The 20,593-nt window shown below is 69.9% G+C and carries 14 protein-coding genes and 2 pseudogenes; 5 read left to right on the top strand and 11 right to left on the bottom strand.

Translation table 11 applies throughout. The annotated features are described in order from the left end of the window. Positions 1-126 precede the first annotated feature (126 nt). From ACIO3R_RS10435 to ACIO3R_RS10425, 3 genes are all read right to left on the bottom strand, one after another. Entirely contained in the window at positions 127-2,784 is a 2,658-nt protein-coding gene (locus ACIO3R_RS10435; protein ID WP_402105028.1) for a family 78 glycoside hydrolase catalytic domain, read from the bottom strand. A gap of 318 nt (positions 2,785-3,102) precedes the next feature. Further along, positions 3,103-4,323: a metallophosphoesterase gene (locus ACIO3R_RS10430; RefSeq protein WP_402105027.1), complete on the bottom strand. Its 1,221-nt coding sequence runs from the start codon at positions 4,321-4,323 to the stop codon at positions 3,103-3,105. A 268-nt stretch (positions 4,324-4,591) separates the two neighbouring features. Next, positions 4,592-4,984 (bottom strand): MerR family transcriptional regulator, encoded by a 393-nt coding sequence (locus ACIO3R_RS10425; protein ID WP_385025733.1) that lies wholly within the window; start codon positions 4,982-4,984, stop codon positions 4,592-4,594. A 69-nt stretch (positions 4,985-5,053) separates the two neighbouring features. Here ACIO3R_RS10425 and ACIO3R_RS10420 point away from each other — a divergent pair, with 69 nt between their 5' ends. Continuing rightward, positions 5,054-6,277: an MFS transporter gene (locus ACIO3R_RS10420; protein ID WP_402105025.1), complete on the top strand. Its 1,224-nt coding sequence runs from the start codon at positions 5,054-5,056 to the stop codon at positions 6,275-6,277. A gap of 97 nt (positions 6,278-6,374) precedes the next feature. On the opposite strand, the pseudogene ACIO3R_RS10415 reads toward ACIO3R_RS10420, so the two are convergent. From ACIO3R_RS10415 to ACIO3R_RS10400, 4 genes and pseudogenes are all read right to left on the bottom strand, one after another. Continuing rightward, positions 6,375-6,620: pseudogene (locus ACIO3R_RS10415) on the bottom strand (LLM class flavin-dependent oxidoreductase); the annotation flags it as partial. An 80-nt stretch (positions 6,621-6,700) separates the two neighbouring features. Then, positions 6,701-7,141 carry a hypothetical protein gene (locus ACIO3R_RS10410; protein ID WP_402105024.1) on the bottom strand — a complete coding sequence of 147 codons (441 nt, stop codon included), beginning with the start codon at positions 7,139-7,141 and terminating at the stop codon, positions 6,701-6,703. A gap of 405 nt (positions 7,142-7,546) precedes the next feature. Beyond that, positions 7,547-8,563, bottom strand: a complete 1,017-nt coding sequence (locus tag ACIO3R_RS10405) for a glycoside hydrolase family 16 protein (RefSeq protein ID WP_402105022.1) — start codon at positions 8,561-8,563, stop codon at positions 7,547-7,549. Between the two features lie 429 nt (positions 8,564-8,992). Then, positions 8,993-10,456: a DUF6056 family protein gene (locus tag ACIO3R_RS10400; RefSeq protein WP_402105020.1), complete on the bottom strand. Its 1,464-nt coding sequence runs from the start codon at positions 10,454-10,456 to the stop codon at positions 8,993-8,995. 287 nt (positions 10,457-10,743) lie between these two features. Between ACIO3R_RS10400 and ACIO3R_RS10395 the strand changes: the two genes are divergently transcribed. Beyond that, on the top strand, positions 10,744-12,192 hold the full coding sequence (locus tag ACIO3R_RS10395) for a ricin-type beta-trefoil lectin domain protein (RefSeq protein ID WP_402105018.1): 1,449 nt from the start codon (positions 10,744-10,746) through the stop codon (positions 12,190-12,192). Between the two features lie 317 nt (positions 12,193-12,509). Further along, positions 12,510-14,066, top strand: coding sequence for an FAD-dependent monooxygenase (locus ACIO3R_RS10390; protein ID WP_402105016.1), 1,557 nt, complete (start codon positions 12,510-12,512; stop codon positions 14,064-14,066). 236 nt (positions 14,067-14,302) lie between these two features. Here ACIO3R_RS10390 and ACIO3R_RS10385 read toward each other — a convergent pair whose 3' ends face one another. Both ACIO3R_RS10385 and ACIO3R_RS10380 read right to left on the bottom strand, forming a co-directional pair. Continuing rightward, entirely contained in the window at positions 14,303-15,100 is a 798-nt protein-coding gene (locus ACIO3R_RS10385) for a relaxase domain-containing protein (protein ID WP_402105014.1), read from the bottom strand. A 183-nt stretch (positions 15,101-15,283) separates the two neighbouring features. Continuing rightward, positions 15,284-16,206 (bottom strand): annotated as a pseudogene (locus ACIO3R_RS10380) (NmrA family NAD(P)-binding protein). A 108-nt stretch (positions 16,207-16,314) separates the two neighbouring features. Here ACIO3R_RS10380 and ACIO3R_RS10375 point away from each other — a divergent pair. After that, positions 16,315-16,878, top strand: a complete 564-nt coding sequence (locus tag ACIO3R_RS10375; protein ID WP_385025764.1) for a TetR/AcrR family transcriptional regulator — start codon at positions 16,315-16,317, stop codon at positions 16,876-16,878. Between the two features lie 270 nt (positions 16,879-17,148). Next, entirely contained in the window at positions 17,149-18,066 is a 918-nt protein-coding gene (locus ACIO3R_RS10370) for an endo-beta-N-acetylglucosaminidase H (protein ID WP_385025767.1), read from the top strand. A gap of 61 nt (positions 18,067-18,127) precedes the next feature. Here ACIO3R_RS10370 and ACIO3R_RS10365 read toward each other — a convergent pair whose 3' ends face one another. Then, on the bottom strand, positions 18,128-19,681 hold the full coding sequence (locus ACIO3R_RS10365; RefSeq protein ID WP_402105012.1) for an alpha/beta hydrolase: 1,554 nt from the start codon (positions 19,679-19,681) through the stop codon (positions 18,128-18,130). A gap of 352 nt (positions 19,682-20,033) precedes the next feature. Continuing rightward, positions 20,034-20,459 carry a MerR family transcriptional regulator gene (locus tag ACIO3R_RS10360; RefSeq protein WP_402105011.1) on the bottom strand — a complete coding sequence of 142 codons (426 nt, stop codon included), beginning with the start codon at positions 20,457-20,459 and terminating at the stop codon, positions 20,034-20,036. Positions 20,460-20,593 lie beyond the last annotated feature (134 nt).

Here is a 20,593-nt window from a genome sequence, read left to right as displayed (position 1 = left end):
CGGTACCGGGCTCACTCTGGCCCTTTGAGCGAAAGCCTGGTCAGACCGAGGTTGCGCAGCACCACACGGTGGTGGTCGAGGGGCGAGGACGAGTGGTGAAGAACCGGTCTCTGCCTGAGGTGGCGGTCAGCGCACGGTGAACGTCCACACGCCCGAGCCGACCCGGTAGACAGCGGCCCGGTCCGTGCCCCGGGTACGCTCGGCTCCCCGCGGCGCCTCGACCCGGTCGTGCCGCGCGGTCACCGGGACGTGCACCCTCGCATGGCTGTTGGCCGGAATCGTGACGGTCAGCCGCAGCGAACCCCCGGACCGTTCCCACGTGCCGGCGACGCGCCCGCGCACGGTCTCCAGCGCGGCGGAGACGCGGTCGAGAGAGGCGGGCGTCGTGGGCGCCACGGTGATCTCGCCGTAGCCTGCCTTTGCGGGCTTGATGCCCGCGAGAACGGTGTACAGCGAGGTGTTGACGCCCGCGAACATCGCGTGGTCGTGCGTCTCCATGGCGGAGTTGTAGAGCCACTGCTCCCAGCTGGCCGTGGCGCCGTGGGCGAGCTGGAAGCCGAAGCCCGGGTAGTCGGGCTGCTGGAGCATGGTCAGCGCGAGGTCGGTGCGACCGATGCGGTCCAGGGCGTCCACCAGGTGGCGGGTGCCGAAGATGCCGGTGTCCAGATGACTGTCGTTCTTCTCGGTGATCGTCCGCACCAACTGGTCGCCGACGGCTTTCTCGCGCGCCTCGGGCACCATCCCGAAGGCGAGCGGCAGGATGCTGGTCACCTGGCGGCCGCTGCCGTAGGTATCGCCGGCCTCGTTGAGGAAGTGCGCGTTGAACGCGTCCTTGATGCGAGCGGCCAGCTCCTCGAAGTGGCGAGCGTCCTCGGAGTGCCCCAGCGCGTCCGCGGCCTGCCCGGTCACCTCGGCCTGCCGATAGGACAAGGCGGTGTTGACCAGGGACACCTCGCTGGTGCAGTCGCCCGCATCAGGACTGCCCATCCCGTTGTTCGCCTCGGGTCCGTGGTCGGGCGGGCACCAGTCACCGAACCCCTTGTCCTGCGGCCAGATGAGCCCGGGTTCGTCCGCGGCGTTGCGGTCGACGAACCGCTTCATGTCCGGGTACGCCGTCTCCAGCGCGTCCCGGTCGCCGTACTGCTCGTACACCGTCCACGCCAGGATCACCTGGCCGCCGGCCATGTCCGGGTACTGCGCCTTGACGTCGTCGGAGGGCAGGGCCGTGCCCGGCGGCATGTCCTGCAGGTACTTCGCGTAGAAGCTCCCCATCCCGAACTCACGCACGGCCGCGTCCCCGTAGGCCTGGACGTCCATGGCCGGTGGGGTGCGCTCGTCCCGGACCGGGGTGTCCGTGGGGGTGCTCATGGAGTTGTTGATGATGCTCCAGCGGTTGTTGCGCCAGATGCTGTTGAGCATGTCGCTGGAGGAACTGAAGCTGCCGGTCGACGGCACGTCGGCGTGCACGACACGCGCCTGCACGGCACCCTTCGCCGGACGCCCGGGGGAGCCGGTGACCTCCAGATACCGGAAGCCGTGGTAGGTGAAGCGCGGCTCGTACGTCTCCGGCTCGCCCGTGCCGGCGAGCGTGAAGGTGTCCGTGGCGGCGGCGTTCCGGTTCGTCGCCGTGTCGAGCAGACCGTCGGCCCCGAGTTCCTCCGCGGTCCGCAGCGAGATACGGGTGCCCGCGGCGCCCTCGGCCCGCAGCCGGGCCCAGCCGGCGATGTTCTGCCCGAAATCGTAGACATAGGTGCCCGGCCGGGGCTCGGTCACCTTGAGCGGATCCAGAGTGTCCGCCACCTCGACCGCTGGCATGGTGCGCGCGCGCAGTTCCCCCTTGGGGGCGTCCGCGCCGCTGACGGGCTGCCACGCACCGTCGTCGAAGCCGGGCCGGTCCCAGCCCCGCTGTTCCTCGCGGGCATCGTAGGACTCGCCGTCGTAGAGGTCGTCGGCGGTGATCGGACCGGTGGACCACTTCCAGGTCGGATCGGTCGTCAGACGGCGGTGGCTGCCGTCGGCGTACGTGACGTCGAGCAGCATGACCGCCTGCCGCTTGCCGGTCCAGCGAAATCCGTACGGGCTGAAGTTCGCGCCGTACCCGTTCCCGAGCCACAGCCCCACGGAGTTGGTGCCGCTCCGCAGCTGCCGGGTCACGTCGTAGGTGTCGTACAACACGCGCCGGTCATAAGGGGTGTTGGCCGGTGCGAGAACATGATCCCCCACCTTCGCTCCGTTCAGCCGCAGTTCGTGGAAGCCGAGCCCCGCCACGTAGGCGCGCGCACTGGTGACCCTCTTGTCCGCGACGCGGAAGTCCTTGCGCAGCAGCGGGGCTTCCGCCTTGTCCTCGGACGGAGTGATCCACTGCGCGCCGTGCCAGTCGTCGGCCGTGCGCAGCGCCGTGTTCCAGTGCGCGGGCGCGCTCCACGCGGACGGCCTGCCGTGCCCGTCCCAGACGCGGACCGTCCAGTAGTAACGCGCACCCGGGGCAAGCGGTTTGCCGCCGTACTCCACGGCGACCGACTCGCTCGAACGACGCTTGCCGCTGTCCCACGCACTGCCGTGCCCGCGTGCCAGATCAGCCGGGTCGCTCGCCACCAGGACCTGGTAGGCGGACTGTGTCGCGTTGCGCTCCCCGCTGGTCAGCTTCCAGCCCAGCAGCGGGTGTTCGGCCTCGACGGCCGACGGATCGGTGCGACCGTCGACGGTGACGCCTTGCAGGTGGAGCCCACCGGCAGCGAGAGCGGGATGGGCGCTGCCGGTGAGCAGTGCCACCGTCAGGAGCACGGCGGCACACAAGGGTGCCGGCGCTCTCCGGTGTGTGGCGCGGGTGCCGCGTAGGAACATGGGGGAGAGCCTTTCGCAGGCTGCTGCTGGTGCCGGGCAGGGGCCGTGGTGGGCAGGGCGCCGCTCCCCGTGCCGTAGGACGCGAGGCGCGGGGATGAAACGTTTCACGAGACCTTAGGCGGCTGCTGTGAGGAGCGTCAACGGTTACGTCAGGTTCACGGGTGGACACGACCGACTGGCGATGTCCGCGCAGGGGAGGGCAAGGCGGACGTCGACTTCGGTGAACCGGGGCGTGCGGGATTGCCGGCCCGCTCCGTGTTACGGCGTGGGGGGCCGCTGCGGGGAGCGGAGTACGAGCAGGGTGATCTCGCTGGGGGCGAAGATGCGGAACGGCGGGCCCCAGAAGCCGGTGCCGCGGCTGGTGTAGAGGAGGGTGCGGGCGCCGTGGCGGCTGAGGCCGGCGAGGGCGGGCTGGTCGATGCGGACGAGATGGTGGAAGGGCCAGATCTGGCCGCCGTGGGTGTGGCCGGAGAGCTGGAGGTCGATGCCGCCTGCTGCGGCTCGGTCGATGAACTTGGGCTGGTGGGCCAGGAGCAGGACGGGCAGGTCGGGGTCGGCGCCGTCCAGGGCCCCGGCGAGGTGGGCGCGGTGACCGGCCAGGCCGGAGGACTCGGCGGTGACGTCATCCACGCCGGCGACCACCAGGGTGTCGCCGCCGCGTTCGAGCAGCAGATGCCGGTTGCGCAGCGGCTCCCAGCCCAGCTCGTCCATCAGGTCGACCCAGCCCTGGGCCTCGCTGTAGTACTCGTGGTTTCCGGTGACGTAGACCCGGGCCCGGGTGGCTCGCACGGTGCTGAGCGGGGCGGCCTGGGCACGGCGGCGCTCGGCCGTGCCGTCCGCGATGTCTCCGGTGTGGCAGACCAGGTCGGCTTCGAGCGTGTTGACCGACTCGCAGACCCGTGCCGACCAACGGGCGCGGTCGAGCGGCCCGTAGTGGGTGTCGGTGATGAGGGCGACGCGCGTGCCGTCCAACCCGGCCCCCAGACGCGGGAGGTGAACGTCGAGTCGGCGAACCCGGGGTACCCGGCGGGCCTCCGCGTACCCCCAGGCGAGCAGTACGGCGGCTACGCCGAGGACCGCCCAGGTGACGATCCGGGCCCGGTTCTGCCCGTCGCCCACGCCGGTCACGGTCAGGGCGAGGCGCAGCAGGGTGCCGAGCAGGACGGACCAGGTGAACAGTACCCAGCTGGCCCCGAGGAGGGTGTCCCCGATGATGGCCGCCCAGTCCTGCTGCCGCCGGCCGTGGCCGCGCACCATCGCGAGCGGCATACCGATCAGACCGACGACGAACAGTGCGGTACCGCCCAGCGCCACGGGGAGCGGCCAGTGCTGGCCGGTGTGCAGCAGCACCCAGCAAGGCACCGCCCACAGCAGGACGGGCGCGATCAAGGGGATGTAGCGCATCAGTCGGCGCAGTGGGCTCTGCTGGGGTGCAGGCGCCGCACCGTCCGCGGATCGGGCTTCGCTGATGTCGGTCACGCTTCCCTCCTGAAGTAACCGGACTGCCAAGGCGGCACTGTATCCGGTCGCCCCTGGGGGACGTCTCGCCGGTCATCGATCGAGCCGGACGCGTGTGCCGGCGAAGGTGACCCGGCGAGGCGGGGGTCGCCGGGATCGGCTCCACGGTCCCGTCGTTGATCAGGTCCCAGGATGGGATCGGCTTCCGGCCGACCGTTACGGAATGTGGGCGCGCGTCGCCCCTTCTCATCGACAGGGCCAGGCAGTTGCATGGCGGCGGGTTTCTGCGTCACGGCGCCGCGTCCGTGGGATTGAGCAGTGCGCACTGATCAAATTTCATGCAGCCGCACTCCAGACAGTCCGCAACCGCCTTCCGCAGGACCTGAGCCTGCGCGATGTGCCGATCGAGTTCGGGCAGCTTGCGCGCAGCCATCTCCCGCCACTGGCGGGTGGCGGACGGAGTGGTGTCATCGGCCAGCAGCCGCGTGATCTCGGCGAGGGTGAACCCTGCCCGCTGCGCCATCTTGATCAGGGCGACCCGGCGGACGGCGGCCACGGGCCATACGCGGCGTCCCCCTTCGCGATGCGCGCCGGGCAGCAGACCGCGCTCCTCCCAGTAGCGCAGCGCCGAAGGTCGCACACGAGCTCTGTCCGCGAGCTCACCGATGGGCAGATACCGCATGTCCGCCCCTTCCCTGACCCTCGGTCCGGCCTTGACTTCAAGCGAGCTTGAAGGACGACTGTGACCTGCATGCTCTCAGCAACACCGGGACGGCCGACCCCCGGCCCCTACCGCTCACTGTTCGCCGACCGCACCTTTCGCAGGCTGCTGCCGGTCTTCGCGTTGTCCGACCTGGGCGACGGCATGACCGTCGTCGCGGTTGTGTGGCTGGCGTTCGCACTGGGGCCCGACGGTGGCCAAGGCACGCTGGCCGGTGTCGCTGTCGCCTCTTACGTCCTGCCCGGCGCACTGGGCGCACTGGTCCTGGGCAGATGGATGCGCCGGCTTCCCGCGCGGCGGCTCCTGGTCACCGACTCGGCGCTACGGGCCTTACTGCTGGGGGCTGTTCCGCTCGCACACATGGCGGGGCTGCTCACCCCCGCCGTGTATGTCGGGCTTCTGGGCGCGTCCTCGCTGCTTCACGCCTGGGGGAAGGCCGGCAAGCACGCACTCTTCGCGCCTCTGCTCCCTGACGACCAGCGCCTGGCGGCCAACAGCGTGCTCAGCACCAGTCTGTGGAGCGCAACCATCGCCGGTCCCGCTCTCGCGGGCCTTCTCGTGGGAGCGGTGTCCCCGGCGTGGATCATCGGCATGGACGCCGTCACCTTCGCCGTGCTCGCACTCCAGACCGCCCGCACCACCCTGCCCCGGTCACCAGTACCCCCGGTGACCGGCGGGGCACAGCGCGGGCTGAGAATTCTGCGCCGCCAGCCGGAGCTCCTGGGCCTGCTCCTCGTGACCTGGGTGTTCAACCTGGCCTTCGGCCCCGTCGAAGTCGCCCTGCCCTTGTTCGTCTCCGGCAACCTCGGCGCCGGCGCGGGGCTGCTCGGTGCCTACTGGGCCGCCTTCGGAATCGGAGCCGTCATCGGCGCTCTCGCGCTGGGTGCGGCCGGACGGCTTCCCCTGTGGCCGACCATGCTCGGCATCATCGCGGGCCACGGCATCGGCATGCTCCCCTTCGCCCTCACGGACACCGCCCTCCCTTCCCTGATCGGGTTCGCTTTCGCCGGACTCGTCTACGGCCCGTACTCCGCGCTCTCCTTCACCCTGATCCAGGAACGCGCACCCGCCGACTCGCTCACCACGGTCCTTGCTGCGCGCAGCGCCGTACTCCTGACAGCGTCCCCCCTCGGAGCCGCGCTCGGAGGCCTCCTCCTCGACCGGAGCAGTGCGCCGACCGTCCTCGTCGGCTGCGGTGTGCTGATGTGCCTCACCGCCCCCACCAGCATCGTCGTACTGAAGGTCCACAGGTGAACTCGTCGATCCCCAGCGCCGCGTACTTCTCGCGGCGAGCTCTCGGATCCGGGTGATCCTCTCGGCTACCTGTGCCGGACGTTCGCCCCGGTGCCGGCTTCGCGACCTCCCGGCAGCGGACCCCGTTGTCGAGGAAGTCGCCGTAGGCGCGCCTGTTCGTGGGCTCGCCTACGGTGACCATGTCGAGCAGGAGCAGGCCTCCGGCCCGCCGCTGGAAGGTGGCGGCCACCTGGTCGGCGAGCGTGGGGGAGACGAAGCCGGGACGGAAGGCGACCGGGAGCTTCAGCCGTTCGGTGTGCTGGGCGACTGTCGCCGTGGTCGGCCACGCTTCCTCGCACCAGGCGCAGTATTGCGACGTGGGCAATCAGGTATCGAGTGGGACAACGGTTCAGCCCGGCACGAGCGTGCGCTGGTGAGTCCTGGTCAGCGGCGGCCGGTGGCCAGGGTGACGAGGAACTGACCGCCGCCCGGCTCGATGGCGGCGGACACCGGCAGTCCCGGTACGAGGCGGGAGAACCGGTCCACCAGCCAATCCGCCGCCTCGTGGGCGTCCCGCCTGGTCGGACAACGGCCCACCATCTCGCGGCCCCCCTTGCGCTCCAGCCTTCCGGCAACGGTGATCAACGGCGCGGGCTCGACCACGTACAGGTGCTCCGGCCAGGCGATGACCACCTTGACCGCGCCCTTGCGGGTGTTGCATCCGCGGTGCGCGAGCCGCTCGGCGACCTTGGCCTTCCGGTCGGCGGTCCGGCTGTCGACGCTGGGCCCTCGCGGGTCGTTCACCGACTCGTCGGGGTCGACCGCTTCGTCACAGACCCAGCATCGCCAGCCGTCGCGCTCGGCCACATCATCAAGGAGACTCATCCGAGCCAAACTAGCCTGCCCGCCCGCTACCCCGCGCACGAGGGCCCCGGCAAAGCCTTGACAGCGGCCAACAACGCTCCAACGCCTGGCAACCAGCATCCCTGATGCTTTGACCTGTGTGAATGCCGATCCCTTGGTATCCCACCGAGGTTGGGGGGCGGTGAGCCCGAGGGCCATGAAGGCACCGACGGGGAACTCCGGTGCGTTCGGGCCGTCACCCGCATCATCATCGACCACCACCAGGCACCCCTGATGACTGCCACCCGCGGCCCGCCCTTCTCGCGGAGTCGCTCATCGGCAGCCAATCACGCACAGGCCCGGCACCCGTGGCCGGCGCCGGGCCTGCGGGGCGTTGTGGCTCGGCGCCGGCCGTTCGAGTGGGTCCGGGCTATCTGCCTCCGCGGTTCACGACTGACTGACCTCGGCTGAGAACCAGTCCACGCTCATCCCCGCGCCGGAGCTGATGTCGGCCGAAGGGGAGGTGCAGCCGCAGACCTTGTCCGGATACGAACCGCCGATCGCCACATCGAAGATGGCGAAGTACCCGTGGTCGACGGCGGCCTTCCAGGTCGCGTCGGACACCTCGTTCTGGTTCACCGCGAAGGTCTGGACACCGTCCAGGTAGAAGCGCAACTGCTCGGCCGCCGTGTCTCTGCGGTCGACGGTCACCGAGTACGTGTGGTAGCCGGACTGGCAGCCGTCACAGGCCTGCAACCCGCTGCTGATCCCGTCGGGGTCGTGGCACTCGCCGGCCCACTGGCCGCAGTGGAAGGTGGTGGAGTGCTGGCTGAGCGCGTTGACGTCTTCCATGATGTCCAGCTCGCCGATGCTGGGCCAGTTCGTGGCCCCGGCAGGGCGGGCGTCGGCGCCCATCGCCCAGAAGGCCGGCCAGTAGCCGAGTCCGCTGGCCGGATCGGGCTGTTTCAGAGAGGCGCTGAGCTGCATCTGACCGCCTGCCGGTGCGGCGAAGTCGGTGCGTTGGGTCTCCACCCGGCCTGACGTCCAGTGCCCAGAGGCATCTCGTACGGGCTTGATCACCAAGTGGCCCGAGCCGTCTTGATAGACGTTTTCCGTCGAGTCCGTGGATGTCTCGATCTCGCCGGTGCCCCAGTTGGCGGCGCCGCCCGGGTAACTGGTGCCCGTGTCGTAGAGCCAGTCGGCTCTGTCGAGGCCCGTGCCACTCGCGCCGTCGAAGTCGTCCCTGAACATGGTGGTCCAGTCGGCGGCTGTACGGGCCTTCGCGGCCGGTTCGACGGCCGCGGCGGCGCCGGAGAGCCCGGCGGGATCCGCCAGACCCGTGAGTCCAGCCAGTGGCAGGCAGAGTGCGAGTGCGGCGAGCGCGACCGGCAGACGCCGTCGGGTGCGGCCTCCGGGGGCGGGAGAGATACCTGGTGACCTGCCGAGGAAAGCGATCCTGTTCATGGGGGCTGCTTTCGTGGGGGTGGGGGGAGAGGAGGCTGAGAGCGCTCTCAGCCGCCGTGCGAACGACTGTCGGGCACGGTGACTGACCCCGTCAAGGCGCCTGCAACATTCACTTTCTGAAGTCAACTGGACATGTGGGCTGACTAGTTGGCACACCTCCTTTCACCTGTCGATGTCGTGAGGGGCGTAGGTGACGACGTGTGTTCAAGCCGCGGTGGCCTCTCAGGCCAGTGCGAGGCGTATCCGATGCCTCTGGAGCCGCCTCGCGGTCCGCATCCTGCGGCTGGAAGCCCGCGCCGGCACCCCCGTGACCCTGGTCCGCGGTATGAGCATCAGCAGTGCCGGCGCCCTACTCATCACCACCGCGATGCCCGACCGGCCGCAATCCCGCTCCCCGTTCTCGCCCGCAGCCGGGTCGGCCCCGTCCGGTCAGGGCAGCCGCGGCGAGTAGTTCACGTGCTTCACGTCGTAGTAGCGGGCCACGCACGCCGTCGACCAGCTTCGCTTCCCGTTACCGAACGGCTCCGTCATCTTGCCGATGGGCGTCGGCGTGTACGGGACGACCCGGGCCCCGTGTGCCACCCGGGCGCGGATCCAGTGGTCCTGCCGTTCCCAGTCGTGCGCCCGCACCCGCATCTGATTGCCCAGGTGGACGAGCGGGGGTACCAGGCCGATACACGTGCCGGCGCACAGCACCGCGGCGACCCAGCGCATGACGGCGAGATGTGACCGGAAGCTCCGGAGTGCCTGCCCGAGGAGCGCGCCGAGGCCGGTCAGCAGCACGATGTACAGGAAGAGGAAGTCGTTCCAGAGCCGGGTGGAGGCGACCACACCGGCCTTGAAGACGGGATACGCGACGAGCGTGGCGAGATAGCCGCTGACGAGGAAGGTGACCACTCCGGCGCCCACCAGCAGGACCGGGCGGCGGGGTGGGCCCGGCGTAGCGCCGCCGGGGCCCCGCAGCACCAGACCGAGCAGGACACCGGCCGCGACCGCGCCCAGGTACGGCCACGCCGAGAGCGTGTCGATCATGATGTGCGCGAAGCTGCGGGCGGCCCCGGCCAGGGAGTCCGGAGCGATCAGCGAGGTGTCCTTCGCGGCGCCGAACCGGCCTCTTCGGCGCCGCGAGCCCGGAGACGTCACCAGGATCAGCGCACCGGCCACTGTTCCGGCCAGGCCGACGGCGACCCAGACCCGCAGCCGACGGCGTTGCTGCCCGCCCGCCGTCCAGAACGTCAGCACGAGCGCGGCGAGCAGTACCACCAGCACGACGACGGTGCTCTGCTCCGACAACGTTCCGATGCAGAGGCCGATGACGACGCTGATGGCCAGCGCGACGGCCCTGGCCCTGCGCGACCGGGCGAGAAGGAACGGGATCACCGCCGCGCAGGCCAGAACCGGGGGCAGCGTGTGCGAGACGGATGCGGCGGGCCAGTAGAACGTCTTGTAGGTGTTGGGCGATCCCAGAAGGAAGACCACCGTCACCATGGACGCCACAAGAAGGGAAACCCCGCGCGGCACCGTAAACGCCGCCCTGCGCAGGGCCAGCGCGGTCACGGCCCACAGGATCCCCAGCACGAGCACGGCGCTGATCGGGGCGAACCACTGCTGCCCCGCCACGCCGAATCTCCCGTAGAGCCAGACCAGTACACCGTTCATGACCCGCCCGTTGTCATGGTCGTAGAACTTGCTGACCATTCCTGAGAATCCGTGGTCGCGGATGACCGGCAGGAAACACCATTCATCGCCGCTCGGCCGCACCCAGCGAGCGAACGTCGAGGCCAGTACGAGGAGGCCCAGGGGGAAGAGGCAGAGGACGTACGCCCACGGCACGGCCCGCGACCTCCGGGAGGCGGGACCGCCCGCACGCGCCGACTGCTCTTCTGCTCCCACTGCGGAATCCGTCCTCGATCGGCCACCGGCGATCCGAAAATCCCCCGCGGCTGCCCATTTCCGTCGTGTCCGCAGTACCTCAAGGGTTCGGCGGCCGGGATTCCGCACACGCGAACTGCGTGGCCAACGCAACGCGAATGGCCGATCCCGGTGCGCTCTTCCGGCGCACTTGGGTGTCGGCCCCGGCCCGGTGGCCAGTGGGAACGGCGGGTGTTGGGGAGCATCTACTACTGCGTAGTCGCGTGACGCTGCGAAGGCGTACGAGCGAGCGAGGTGGTGGAGGCACGATGGATGTGGTGCGTGCGGATGGGAAGGGGAACGCGGCCAGGCGCCGTTCGCTCCTGTTGCGCTGGGCGATGCCGTGCCTGGCGACGGGTCTTCTCCTTCTCCCTCCCTTGCTCGACCGGCCGGCCGGGGTGTCCGCCGACCGGGTCTCCGCGCTCCTCGACGGACCCGGGGACCGAAACCGCTCGCGCGTCTGCGAGCACACGATGGTGGGGGTGGCGCATCAGGACGACGACCTGCTGTTCATCAACCCGGAGATCCAGCAGTCGGTGGGGCCGCGGTGCACTTTCAGCACGGTCTATCTGACCGCCGGGGACGCCGGCCGGCCTTACGACGAGGGCGACTACGTACAGAGCAGGGAAGAAGGCGTACGAGCGGCCTACGCCGAGATGGCGGGCGTCCCGGACCACTGGACGCGGGCCGACCTCCACACGGCCGGCCGCACTATCGCCTCCTACACCCTGAACGGGAAGACCGGGGTAAGGCTCTCCTTTCTCAGGCTTCCGGACGGAAGCCCGGACGGAAGCGGAAACGCGAGGTACTCCCACCAGAGTCTTCTCAAACTCTTCCGCGGCGAGATCCGAACCATCCAGCCGGTGGACGGGACGCGGAGCTACACGGAGCGGCAACTCGTCGATTCACTCACCGTCCTCGCCGGGCGGGACGGAATCAAGCGCGTCCTCACTCTTGACTACGACAATGCGACCTTCGGACACACATATGTGCCGAGTGCCGATCACAGCGACCACGGAGTGGCCGCCAGGTACTTCCGACGCGTCGCGTTCGGCCTGTCGGGCGGATCTCAGGACGCGGCGAGGGGATATCTCGGATACGGCGTGTCCCGGCTTCCCGAAAACCTCGACCCGGTCCGGGCGCGGCAGAAGGACGCGATCTTCCAGTCCTATCGCAGAGGTGCGGGGTGCGAGTCCAGGCCGTGTCCGGCCGGGCATTACATGAGCGGGAAATACCAGGAGTGGGTGCGCAGGGAGTACTCCCTGAAACCCCGGGCAGCGCGCCAGGGAGAGATCGTGTCGGCGATGGGCCTGGCGAATCAAGCAGGGCGGCACGAGCGCTGCCTCGGTTCGGCGGGCCGCCCGAAAGGCTCAGGCGAAGCCCTGGCAGCGAGCACTTTCGACTGCGACGGCAACGTCACCCAGTCCTGGCGCATCCACGCCGGATCTCTCGGGAACCTCGGATCTCTCGGGACTCTCGAATGGAATGCGAATCGGCTCTGCCTCACAGCTGCTTCACGAAGGGCCACCGTATCGAAGTGTGACGGCCGCCCTCACCAGAAATGGCGCCTGGACAAGCACGGGCGGATCGAATCCGGCGGGCACTGCCTGTTCCAGGACGACTTGGCAGCCCAAAACCCACGACTGGTCCTGGGGTCTTGCACTCCGCAACGACCGGAGCTGCGCTGGTACGGGACAGCGGTAATGCCGGGCTCGTAGCTGAAAGCCTCCAATGGATTATCCGTCTGCTGCTGGTAAATGACCTGCACTTCTCTGTCAGCCTCACCGGGCTCGGCGTCCGGCTGGACATGGGTGGCCGCCACCATCGGGGAATGAGCGGCGGCGAAGAGGACGGTGGCCACGTTGCTTGCGGCGCGCTGGAGATCGCGGATGAGAATGTGGCCGCCCGGAGTCCCGCGGTGCTCGACGGCTCAGAGGAGCGCGGATGGCCCGCCTCCCGTTCCTCGGGGCGGGGTTGGCTCCTTGACATCGCGTCGGCTTTTTGGCTTTCCCGGTCCTCGGTCATAGTCGGCGCCATGGACTATGACGTAGTGGTGGCCGGAGGCGGCCCGGTCGGACTGATGCTGGCCTGTGAACTCCGGCTCGGAGGCGCGCGGGTGGCCGTCCTGGAGCGCCTCACCGAAGTGGACCCGACGATCAAGGGCGGGGCGATCACCACGCCCAGCGCCGAGGCGCTCTACCGGCGGGGCATGCTGCCCCCGCTGGCCGAGGTGCAGCGGCAGGCGATGGACCGCTTCCAGGCATTCATACGCGAACGGAACGGCGGGGACGGAGGCGGGGCCGCGGGCCAAGGACTCGGGTTCGTCGGGCACTTCGCCGGAATCATGCTGCGCGCCGACCTGGTCGACCGTACGGAGCCGGGCCTCGGCGACGCCGGACCCGCCGCCGAGATCGCTTTCGTGGCGCAGCAGGACATCGAGCGGCTGCTCGGCGAGCGGGCGGACGAGCTCGGCGTCGACGTGCGCCGGGGAGTGGAGCTGACCGGCTTCGACGCGGACGACGGGGCCGTCACGGTGCGGACCGGCCACGGGACCATACGCGCAGCCTGGCTCGTGGGCTGCGACGGCGGCCGCAGCACGGTCCGCAAGGTCGCGGGGTTCTCATTCCCCGGCACGGACCCGGAGACCACCTGTCATCAGGCGGTCGTGGAGATGACCGGCGCCGAGGGCCTGACGGTCGGCTGGACCACCACGGACACCGGGGTCTACGCCCACGGGCCGATGCCGGGCCGCGTCGTCACCGTGGAGTTCGACGGCCCGCCGGCCGACCGGAACGCGCCGGTCACCGCCGAGGATCTCCAGGCGAGGCTGCGCCGCGTCTCCGGCGTGGACGTCACGATCACCGAAGTGCGGACCGCGACCCGCTTCACCGATCACGCCCGCCAGGTCACCGAGTACCGCAAAGGCCGGGTGCTGCTGGCGGGCGACGCGGCGCACGTGCACTCCGCGTTCGGCAGCCAGGGGCTCAGCCTGGGCATCGGGGACGCGATGAACCTCGGCTGGAAGCTCGCCGCGGTGATCGGCGGCCGGGCGCCGGAAGGGCTGCTGGACACCTACACCGCCGAACGGCACTCGGTCGGCGCGGGGATCCTCGACTGGACCCGTTCCCAGGTCGCGGCCATGCGCCCGGACCCCCAGTCCCGAGCGCTGCGGGCGATCATCAGCGACCTGGCGGAGACGGTCACGGGCACCACGTACCTCACCGCCCGGCTCAACAGCGCCGGAGTGCGCTACGGGCTGCCGGGCGAGCACCCGCTGACCGGCCGCAGCGCTCCGGACCTCGAACTCGCCGACGGCAGCCGCCTCGCGGACCACCTCCACGGCGGCCGGGCCCTCCTGCTCGACCTCACCGACGAACCGGAGCTCCGGGCTCTCGCCGTGGGGTACGCCGGCCGCGTCGACACCCTGACGGTCGGCTGCCCGGCCCGCCCGGAACTGGCGGCGGTCCTCGTCCGGCCGGACGGCTTCACCGCCTGGGCGGCCGACGCGGGGGCGCCGACGTCGACGGCCGGGCTGACGGAGGCGCTGGAGGAGTGGTTCGGAGTGCCGGAGGACGCGGTGACGCCGGGCTGATCCGCCGCTCTGCTGACTGACTTTGGCCACGTCGGTTTGGGTGAAGGTGCCGAGCAGTCCCGGGGAGATGTCGACAGCGGTCGCTGGGGCGCGACGCGGGCCTGGGCCGAGAAGGGGCTGCTCGGCTTCGCGGATGTACCCGCCGCCACGCTCGCGGACGCGACTGCCCTGACGGCACACCGCTGTCGTGCCGGGTCGGCGGGACCAAGCCGAGGACGCCCTGGATCGCTTCACCGTCACACGACATAGTCCCAGGGGTCGCGGTCGGTCTCCTCGCCCAAGCCCGCGCAGCCCTTGTCGGCTGACTGCGCTGCTCGCAACAGGGCCTCCGGTACTCCTGTGACCTCGAAACCGCGCGCGTCGTGGCCGGTGCCGGACGTGATGTTGAACCCGAGGTCCCGCAGGTCGCCGGCGAGCGCGGCCCGGCCCACGGCCCCGCCCTCGCGGGTCAGGGACTGCTCGTACAGATGTCCGTAGTCCGGGCTGCGCAGCGTTCCTGCGCCGTCGAGCACACCGACGAGATAGGCGTGCACGTGCAGCAGGGGAGGCGGAGGCTGTGTCCAGGGCCCTGGACTGCCCACTGCGTGGAGTGTCAACGCGGCGGCGTATCCCCGACCGGGCTCAACGCCGTCGACCAGCGGCCTGGTCCGTACGAGGTGGCCGACACACCGGTCGGCTGCTGCCAGGACCGATCGTTCCAGGTCCACGCGCAGCGCGGGATCCCCCTGAGCCCAGACCCAGGACACCGAATCCGGAGCGCGGAATGCCAGGTCGTACGCGTCTCCCTCCGCGCGAACCCGCACCCGTCTGCGCACGTGCCGCCCCGCTATCGCCGCTTCCAGGTAGGGGGCCGTCACTTCGCCTCCCCGCTGAAGCCCCAGGGCCCCCAGTGCCTCGGCCGAGCCGGACCAGATGGCGTGTTCCCTCTGATCCGGCAGGTCCTCCGGCCGCGCGAACACCGCCGGAGATACCGAGGGCTCCGTGGCACGCTCGGCTTCGCGTCCTGCCACACTGAGCACGCGGATCGTCAACATGCGACACACTTTCGCCGGTTCGGGAACGGTCGATGCTACCGGCCACACTGAACGAGTACGGGACGACTGCCGAATTCGCTGCCGCCGGCGAGCAGAAGGCACCGGCCGAGCACGCCAAGCGCGAGGCTCACCCCGAAGCCGTCGAGCAGGCGCGCAGCGACACGCTGACGCCAAGCCCCCTGCTCAGGCGGCGGTCCGCAGGTGTTCGTGTGCCCACTCTTCGAAGCTGGTCAGGTCGATGCCCAGCGCACGAGCGAACTGTGGCCGGGCCGGCTGGCCGACAACCTCCATGAACTCGTGTGTGGCACCCATGTCTCCCATTCCGGCGGCGCGGGCCTGTTCCTCGGTCATGTCCGGGGCCGTCAGCGGCACGCCCACGGCGCGGGAGAGGATCTCGCGATTTCGGTCATGGTCAGGTAATCGCTGGCGAGCTCCAGTTCCAGTCGGTGGAACTCGGCGGGGGCGGACATGGCAGCCGCCGCGGCTCGGCCCACGTCTTTGGCTGCCACGAGTGCCAGGTGCGTGCGCGGTTTGACGACGGTGACCAGACCCCCTTCGACGCCGCGGGGGAAGTAGAACCGCATGGACGGCTCGAAGTTCTCCATGAAGAACGACGGCTTGAGCAACGTCCAGTAGGGAAAGTCGAGTTCGCGCAGCCGGTCCTGGATCGCAGCCTTCGTGCCGAGCGGGACTTCCATCGCCGCCCACCGTCCTTCGGCCCAGCCCGGGGCCTCGACGTGCTGTCCCACGCCGCTGGTGGAGGACTGGACGAACTGCTCCACACCGGCGGCCCGCGCAGCCGTCATGAGGTTGTCCGCCTGGCTGACCTCGCCGGCGAAGTCGAACCCCTGCCCGGTGTACGCGGGCATCTGCACGGAGAAGACGGCCCGCACACCGTCCAGGGCCGCTTCAAGGGTCGCAGGTTCGGTGAGATCGCCCACGAACAGGCTGGCGCCGAGTTCTTCGACGGCCCGTGCGCGCGGCGTACTCGGGTCGCGGACCAGGGCGCGCACCGGTGTTCCCTGCGCGAGCAGGGCGCGGGCGGTGGCGCCGCCTTGGCGGCCAGTGGCACCGGCGACGAGAACCGGCGTTGCGGCAGTGGTCATGTGTGTACATCTCCTCAGCGGTCACGCACATCACAAACGGCGGGGCGCGCCGTTTCGTGTTCGCTACGATATGGCGGGGCCCGCCACTAATCAATGTCTGGGGAGATCATGACCGGCCAGCGCTCGGACGCCCGCCGCAACTACACGCACATCCTCGCCGTGGCCGAGGCCGAGGTGGCGTCCCAGGGAGCACAGGCGTCCCTGGAGCGGATCGCCCGCATCGCAGGCGTCGGATCAGCTACCGTGAGGCGCCACTTCCCCACCCGCAAAGCCCTGCTCGAAGCGGTCTTCAAGCAGCGCGTCCATGACCTGTGCGATCGCGCTCATACGCTCTGCGGCGAGCACGACAGCCGCTCCGCGCTGGTGGAATGGCTGCGCGAGCTGCTCGCCTACTCACTCGCCGCACGCGGCCTGGCGGACGTCCTCTCCTACCAGCCCCTCCAGGACGAGGCCACCCAGGACTCCTGTGCGCCGGCCATCGGTGCGGCCGGCGCCTTGCTCCTGCGCAAGGCCATTGACGAACAGACTGTCCGGGCGGACATCACCATCGACGATCTGCTCGTACTGATCATCGGAATCGCCCTGGCCACCGAGAATTACAGCGACCCGGCGATGCAGGCGGACCGCGCCTTCCGGCTCGCCGTCGCCGGCTTCGGCGCCCACGGCGCCTGAGTACTCACATACGCCCGTCGCGGGACCGTATGCCGATGCCGTCGGGCCCGTCAGTCGGCGCCCCGCCGCAGTCGGAGCCCATGCCGATATAGATCTGGATGCGCCAACGCCTCCTTCCAGTGGCCGAGTTGCGACGCGAGCTGAGTGGGATTCGTGAAGAGTCCGCGCATGGCTCCTGGAATCCGGTCACGGGAGCGGAAAGCTCCAAGGATTGCTCGGCGCTTCCGAACGAGTCGGGAGCCGGCCCATGCGACGGGAGACTGATCAACGATGCTCACCCAAGTTCGGAGCAGACTGCGGACGGCCGCACTCGCGCTTTCGACAGTCGTGGCTCTCGCCCTCGGCGCGCATGCCGCGACCGGCGCGGTCGCCGCCCCCGCACCGGCGAAGCAGGGGCCGACCTCAGTGGCGTACGTCGAGGTGAACAACAACAGCATGCTGAATGTCGGCAAGTACACCCTTGCCAACGGGGGTGGCAACGTCTTCGACGTCGCCGTGATCTTTGCGGCGAACATCAACTACGACTCGGGCGCGAAGGCGGCGTACCTGTCCTTCAACGAGAACGTTCAGCGCGTCCTCGACGACGCCGCCACGGAGATACGACCGTTGCAGCAGAAGGGCATCAAGGTCGTCCTCTCCGTCCTGGGGAACCACCAGGGTGCTGGCTTCGCCAACTTCTCGTCCCAGCAAGCGGCTTCGGTGTTCGCGAAGCAACTGTCGGACACAGTGGCCAAGTACGGTCTCGACGGCATCGACTTCGACGACGAGTACGCCGAATACGGCAACAATGGCACTGGCCAGCCCAATGACAGCTCGTTCGTCAACCTGGTGACGGCGCTGCGCCTGAACATGCCGGACAAGATCATCAGCCTCTACAACATCGGCCCGGCCGCGTCGCGCCTCTCCTACGGAGGCGTCGACATCTCGACCACGTTCGACTATGCCTGGAACCCTTACTACGGCTCCTGGCAGGTCCCCGGCATCGCACTGCCCAAGTCGAAGCTGTCGCCGGCGGCCGTCGAAATCGGCCGGACCTCGCAGAGCACGGCCGCCGACTTCGCCCGACGCACCGTCAGCGAGGGCTACGGGGTCTATCTGACGTACAACCTCGACGGTGCCGACCGCAGCGCCGATGTCTCCGCCTTCACACGAGAGCTGTACGGCAGCGATGCCGATTTCACGCCGTAGGGCGGTCTCGGACCGGGCGGTGTGGCGGTGTTGACGGCCGCCCGGCGGATCCGTACGGGCTTCAGGACATGCTGCCCCGGCACACCGTCCCCGGGGCCGGGGTGCGGCCCGTGCGGAGGTACTGGTCGACCGTCTCCGTGACGCAGCGGTTCTGCGGGTATGTGCCGTGTCCCTCCTCCTCGGCCGTCAGGAGTACGCCGACACCGTCGCCCAGGGCACGGGCCATGTGGCGGGCGCCGGGGTACGGGGTAGTCGGGTCGCCGGTGCCGCCGACCACCAGGACGGGGGCCGCGCCGTCGGCGTTCACCTGAGGCGTGGCGCGCTCGCCGTCGAACGGCCAGTCGTAACAGAGGTAGACGCCGGTGGACCACGCCGCGCCGAAGACGGGCGAGGCGGCTTTGACGCGGGCCGCGTCCCTGTCCAGGCGTTCGAAGCCGGGGCGCAGGCTGGAGTCCGCGCAGGTGATCGCGGTCCGGGCGACGTGGCTGCCGTCGCGCGGGGTCGCCGCGCCGTCGGCGGAGCCGATGTCGTCCGCGCCCTTGGCCAGCCGACGGCCGTCGTTGTGGTCGATCAGCGCGGTGAGGGCCTTGGCGAGCGGCGACCAGCCGTCAGTACCGAGGTCGAGATGGTCGCTGACGGCGTACGCGAGGTCGTCGGCGTCGAGGTTCCTTCCGCCGCCGGCCGGGGCGGGCTTCTTTTCCAGGCGGTTGGCCAAGCGCGCCATGCGTCGCGCGGCCTCCTCGGGCCCGTCGCCGGTCGGGCAGTGGCGGATACGGGCCGCGCAATGCGCAGCGAACCGGTCGAACGCGGCCTGGACCGCCTTGACCTGCGACACCTGCTCCTCGTCGAGGTCCTCGGTCGGATCGACGGACGCTTCGAGGACGAGCCGTCCGACGTGTGACGGGTACAGGTGGGCGTAGACCGCGCCGAGTGCCGTTCCGTACGAGACGCCGAAGTAGTGCAGCCGCTCGTCGCCGAGCAGGTAGCGCATCAGCTCGAGGTCGCGCGCGGTGTGCGAGGTGCCGATGTGGGGGAGGAGCGCCCCTGAGTGCTTGGCGCAGGCGTCGGCCCCGTCGTATCCGGTGTCGTCCGCGGTCTTCCCGCAGCGCACGGGGATGGTCGCGCCAACGCCGCGCGGGTCGAAGGCGACCAGGTCGTAGCGGTCGAGGAGCGGCTTGTACTGGTTGAGGCGTTCGGGCAGTCCGCTCACGCCGGACACGCCGGGGCCGCCGAAGTTGAGGACGAGCGAGCCGATGCGCCGGGCGTTCGGTCCGGTGGCCTTAAGGCGGATGAGGGCGACGTCGATCGCTCTGCCGTCTGGTTTCCGGTAGTCGAGGGGGGCCTTCATGGCGGCGCAGTCGTAGCCCGTGCGCGCGGTGGGCGGCGAGGTGCAGCGGGACCAGTGGAGGCGCTGGCCGGTGGTGAGCGCGGTGGGCAGCCCGGCGGGCGGGTTGTTCGCGGTGAACTCCGTACGCGGCTCCGCGCTCGGGCCGGGAGTGTCGTGCTGGAGCCAGGCGCCGACGGCCCCGATCGTGGCGAGGACGACCCCGGCGATGATGCGCGCACCGACCGAGAGGCCTGGTCCGCGGCTTCGTATCGGATGTGCGTCACTCATCGAAATCCCTGTGCTCCCGCCCCTGGACGCCCGCCCCTTGCCGGCATGCCCGTACCCGTGATCGTCCGATCGTCGAATGGGTGCAGGGTACAAGCCGCCTCCGCCAGCACGGCTCGCGAGAGTGCTGGCGAACCCGGCGGTGGCTTCCGCTACGGGGTGAGACGGACACCGCCGCTCCGGCACAGGAAACGGCGGGCACTGTGCACCGGTGCTCCGAGTGCCCGCCCGATCAAGCTGAACGACTGCCCCTCGCGCCGGCGTCTCCAGATCTCACTCTGCTGTGGCGGCGATAGCCCGTGGTCGTGCACCTGCGCCTCCACGATCACGTGATCGTCCGTGGGTGGCACGTTGATCACTTGAGGGTGCCATCGTTTGCCGAGAGGCCGCCCGTGCCGGTCCGGGCGGCCGTATCCCGTTGGCAAGAGGTGCCGGTGCGCATGTTGGAAGAGGCACCTGCCATGACGGAGTCGAGCCGGTCCCGGGTGTGAGCGAGGTCCGCGATGCGCTGGTTGAGGTGGTCGCGTTCCTCTGCCAGGCGCTGGAGCAGCTCGGGTGTGGCCCTGCCGTCGATGACGCGGGGCGTGAGCTCGGCGATGGCCTTGCTCGACAGGCCGGCGGCGTACAGCTGACGGATCAGGCGGATCCGGTCGACGGCGGCTTCCGCGTAGTGGCGCTGGCCGCTGCCGCTGCGCTCGGAGGTGAGTAGGTTCTGCTCCTCGTAGTACCGCAGAGCCCGAGTGGTGACGCCCGTGCGGCGGGCGAGTTCCCCGATGCGCATGTCCGGCTCCCTTCTTGTGACGTGCGCCACAGGCTCTTGCCCTTCACGTCGACGTCAAGTTTTAGCGTAGCCACACCGCGGCCGGCCCGCGGGGGGCCTCGGCGGTCTCGACTCCCGCGGTTCGTTCGGCGGCG

It is taken from the genome of Streptomyces sp. NPDC087428, from assembly GCF_044744085.1.
In the GTDB taxonomy this organism is placed as follows: Bacteria; Actinomycetota; Actinomycetes; order Streptomycetales; family Streptomycetaceae; genus Streptomyces.
This window is presented reverse-complemented; position numbering and strand designations above follow the sequence as displayed.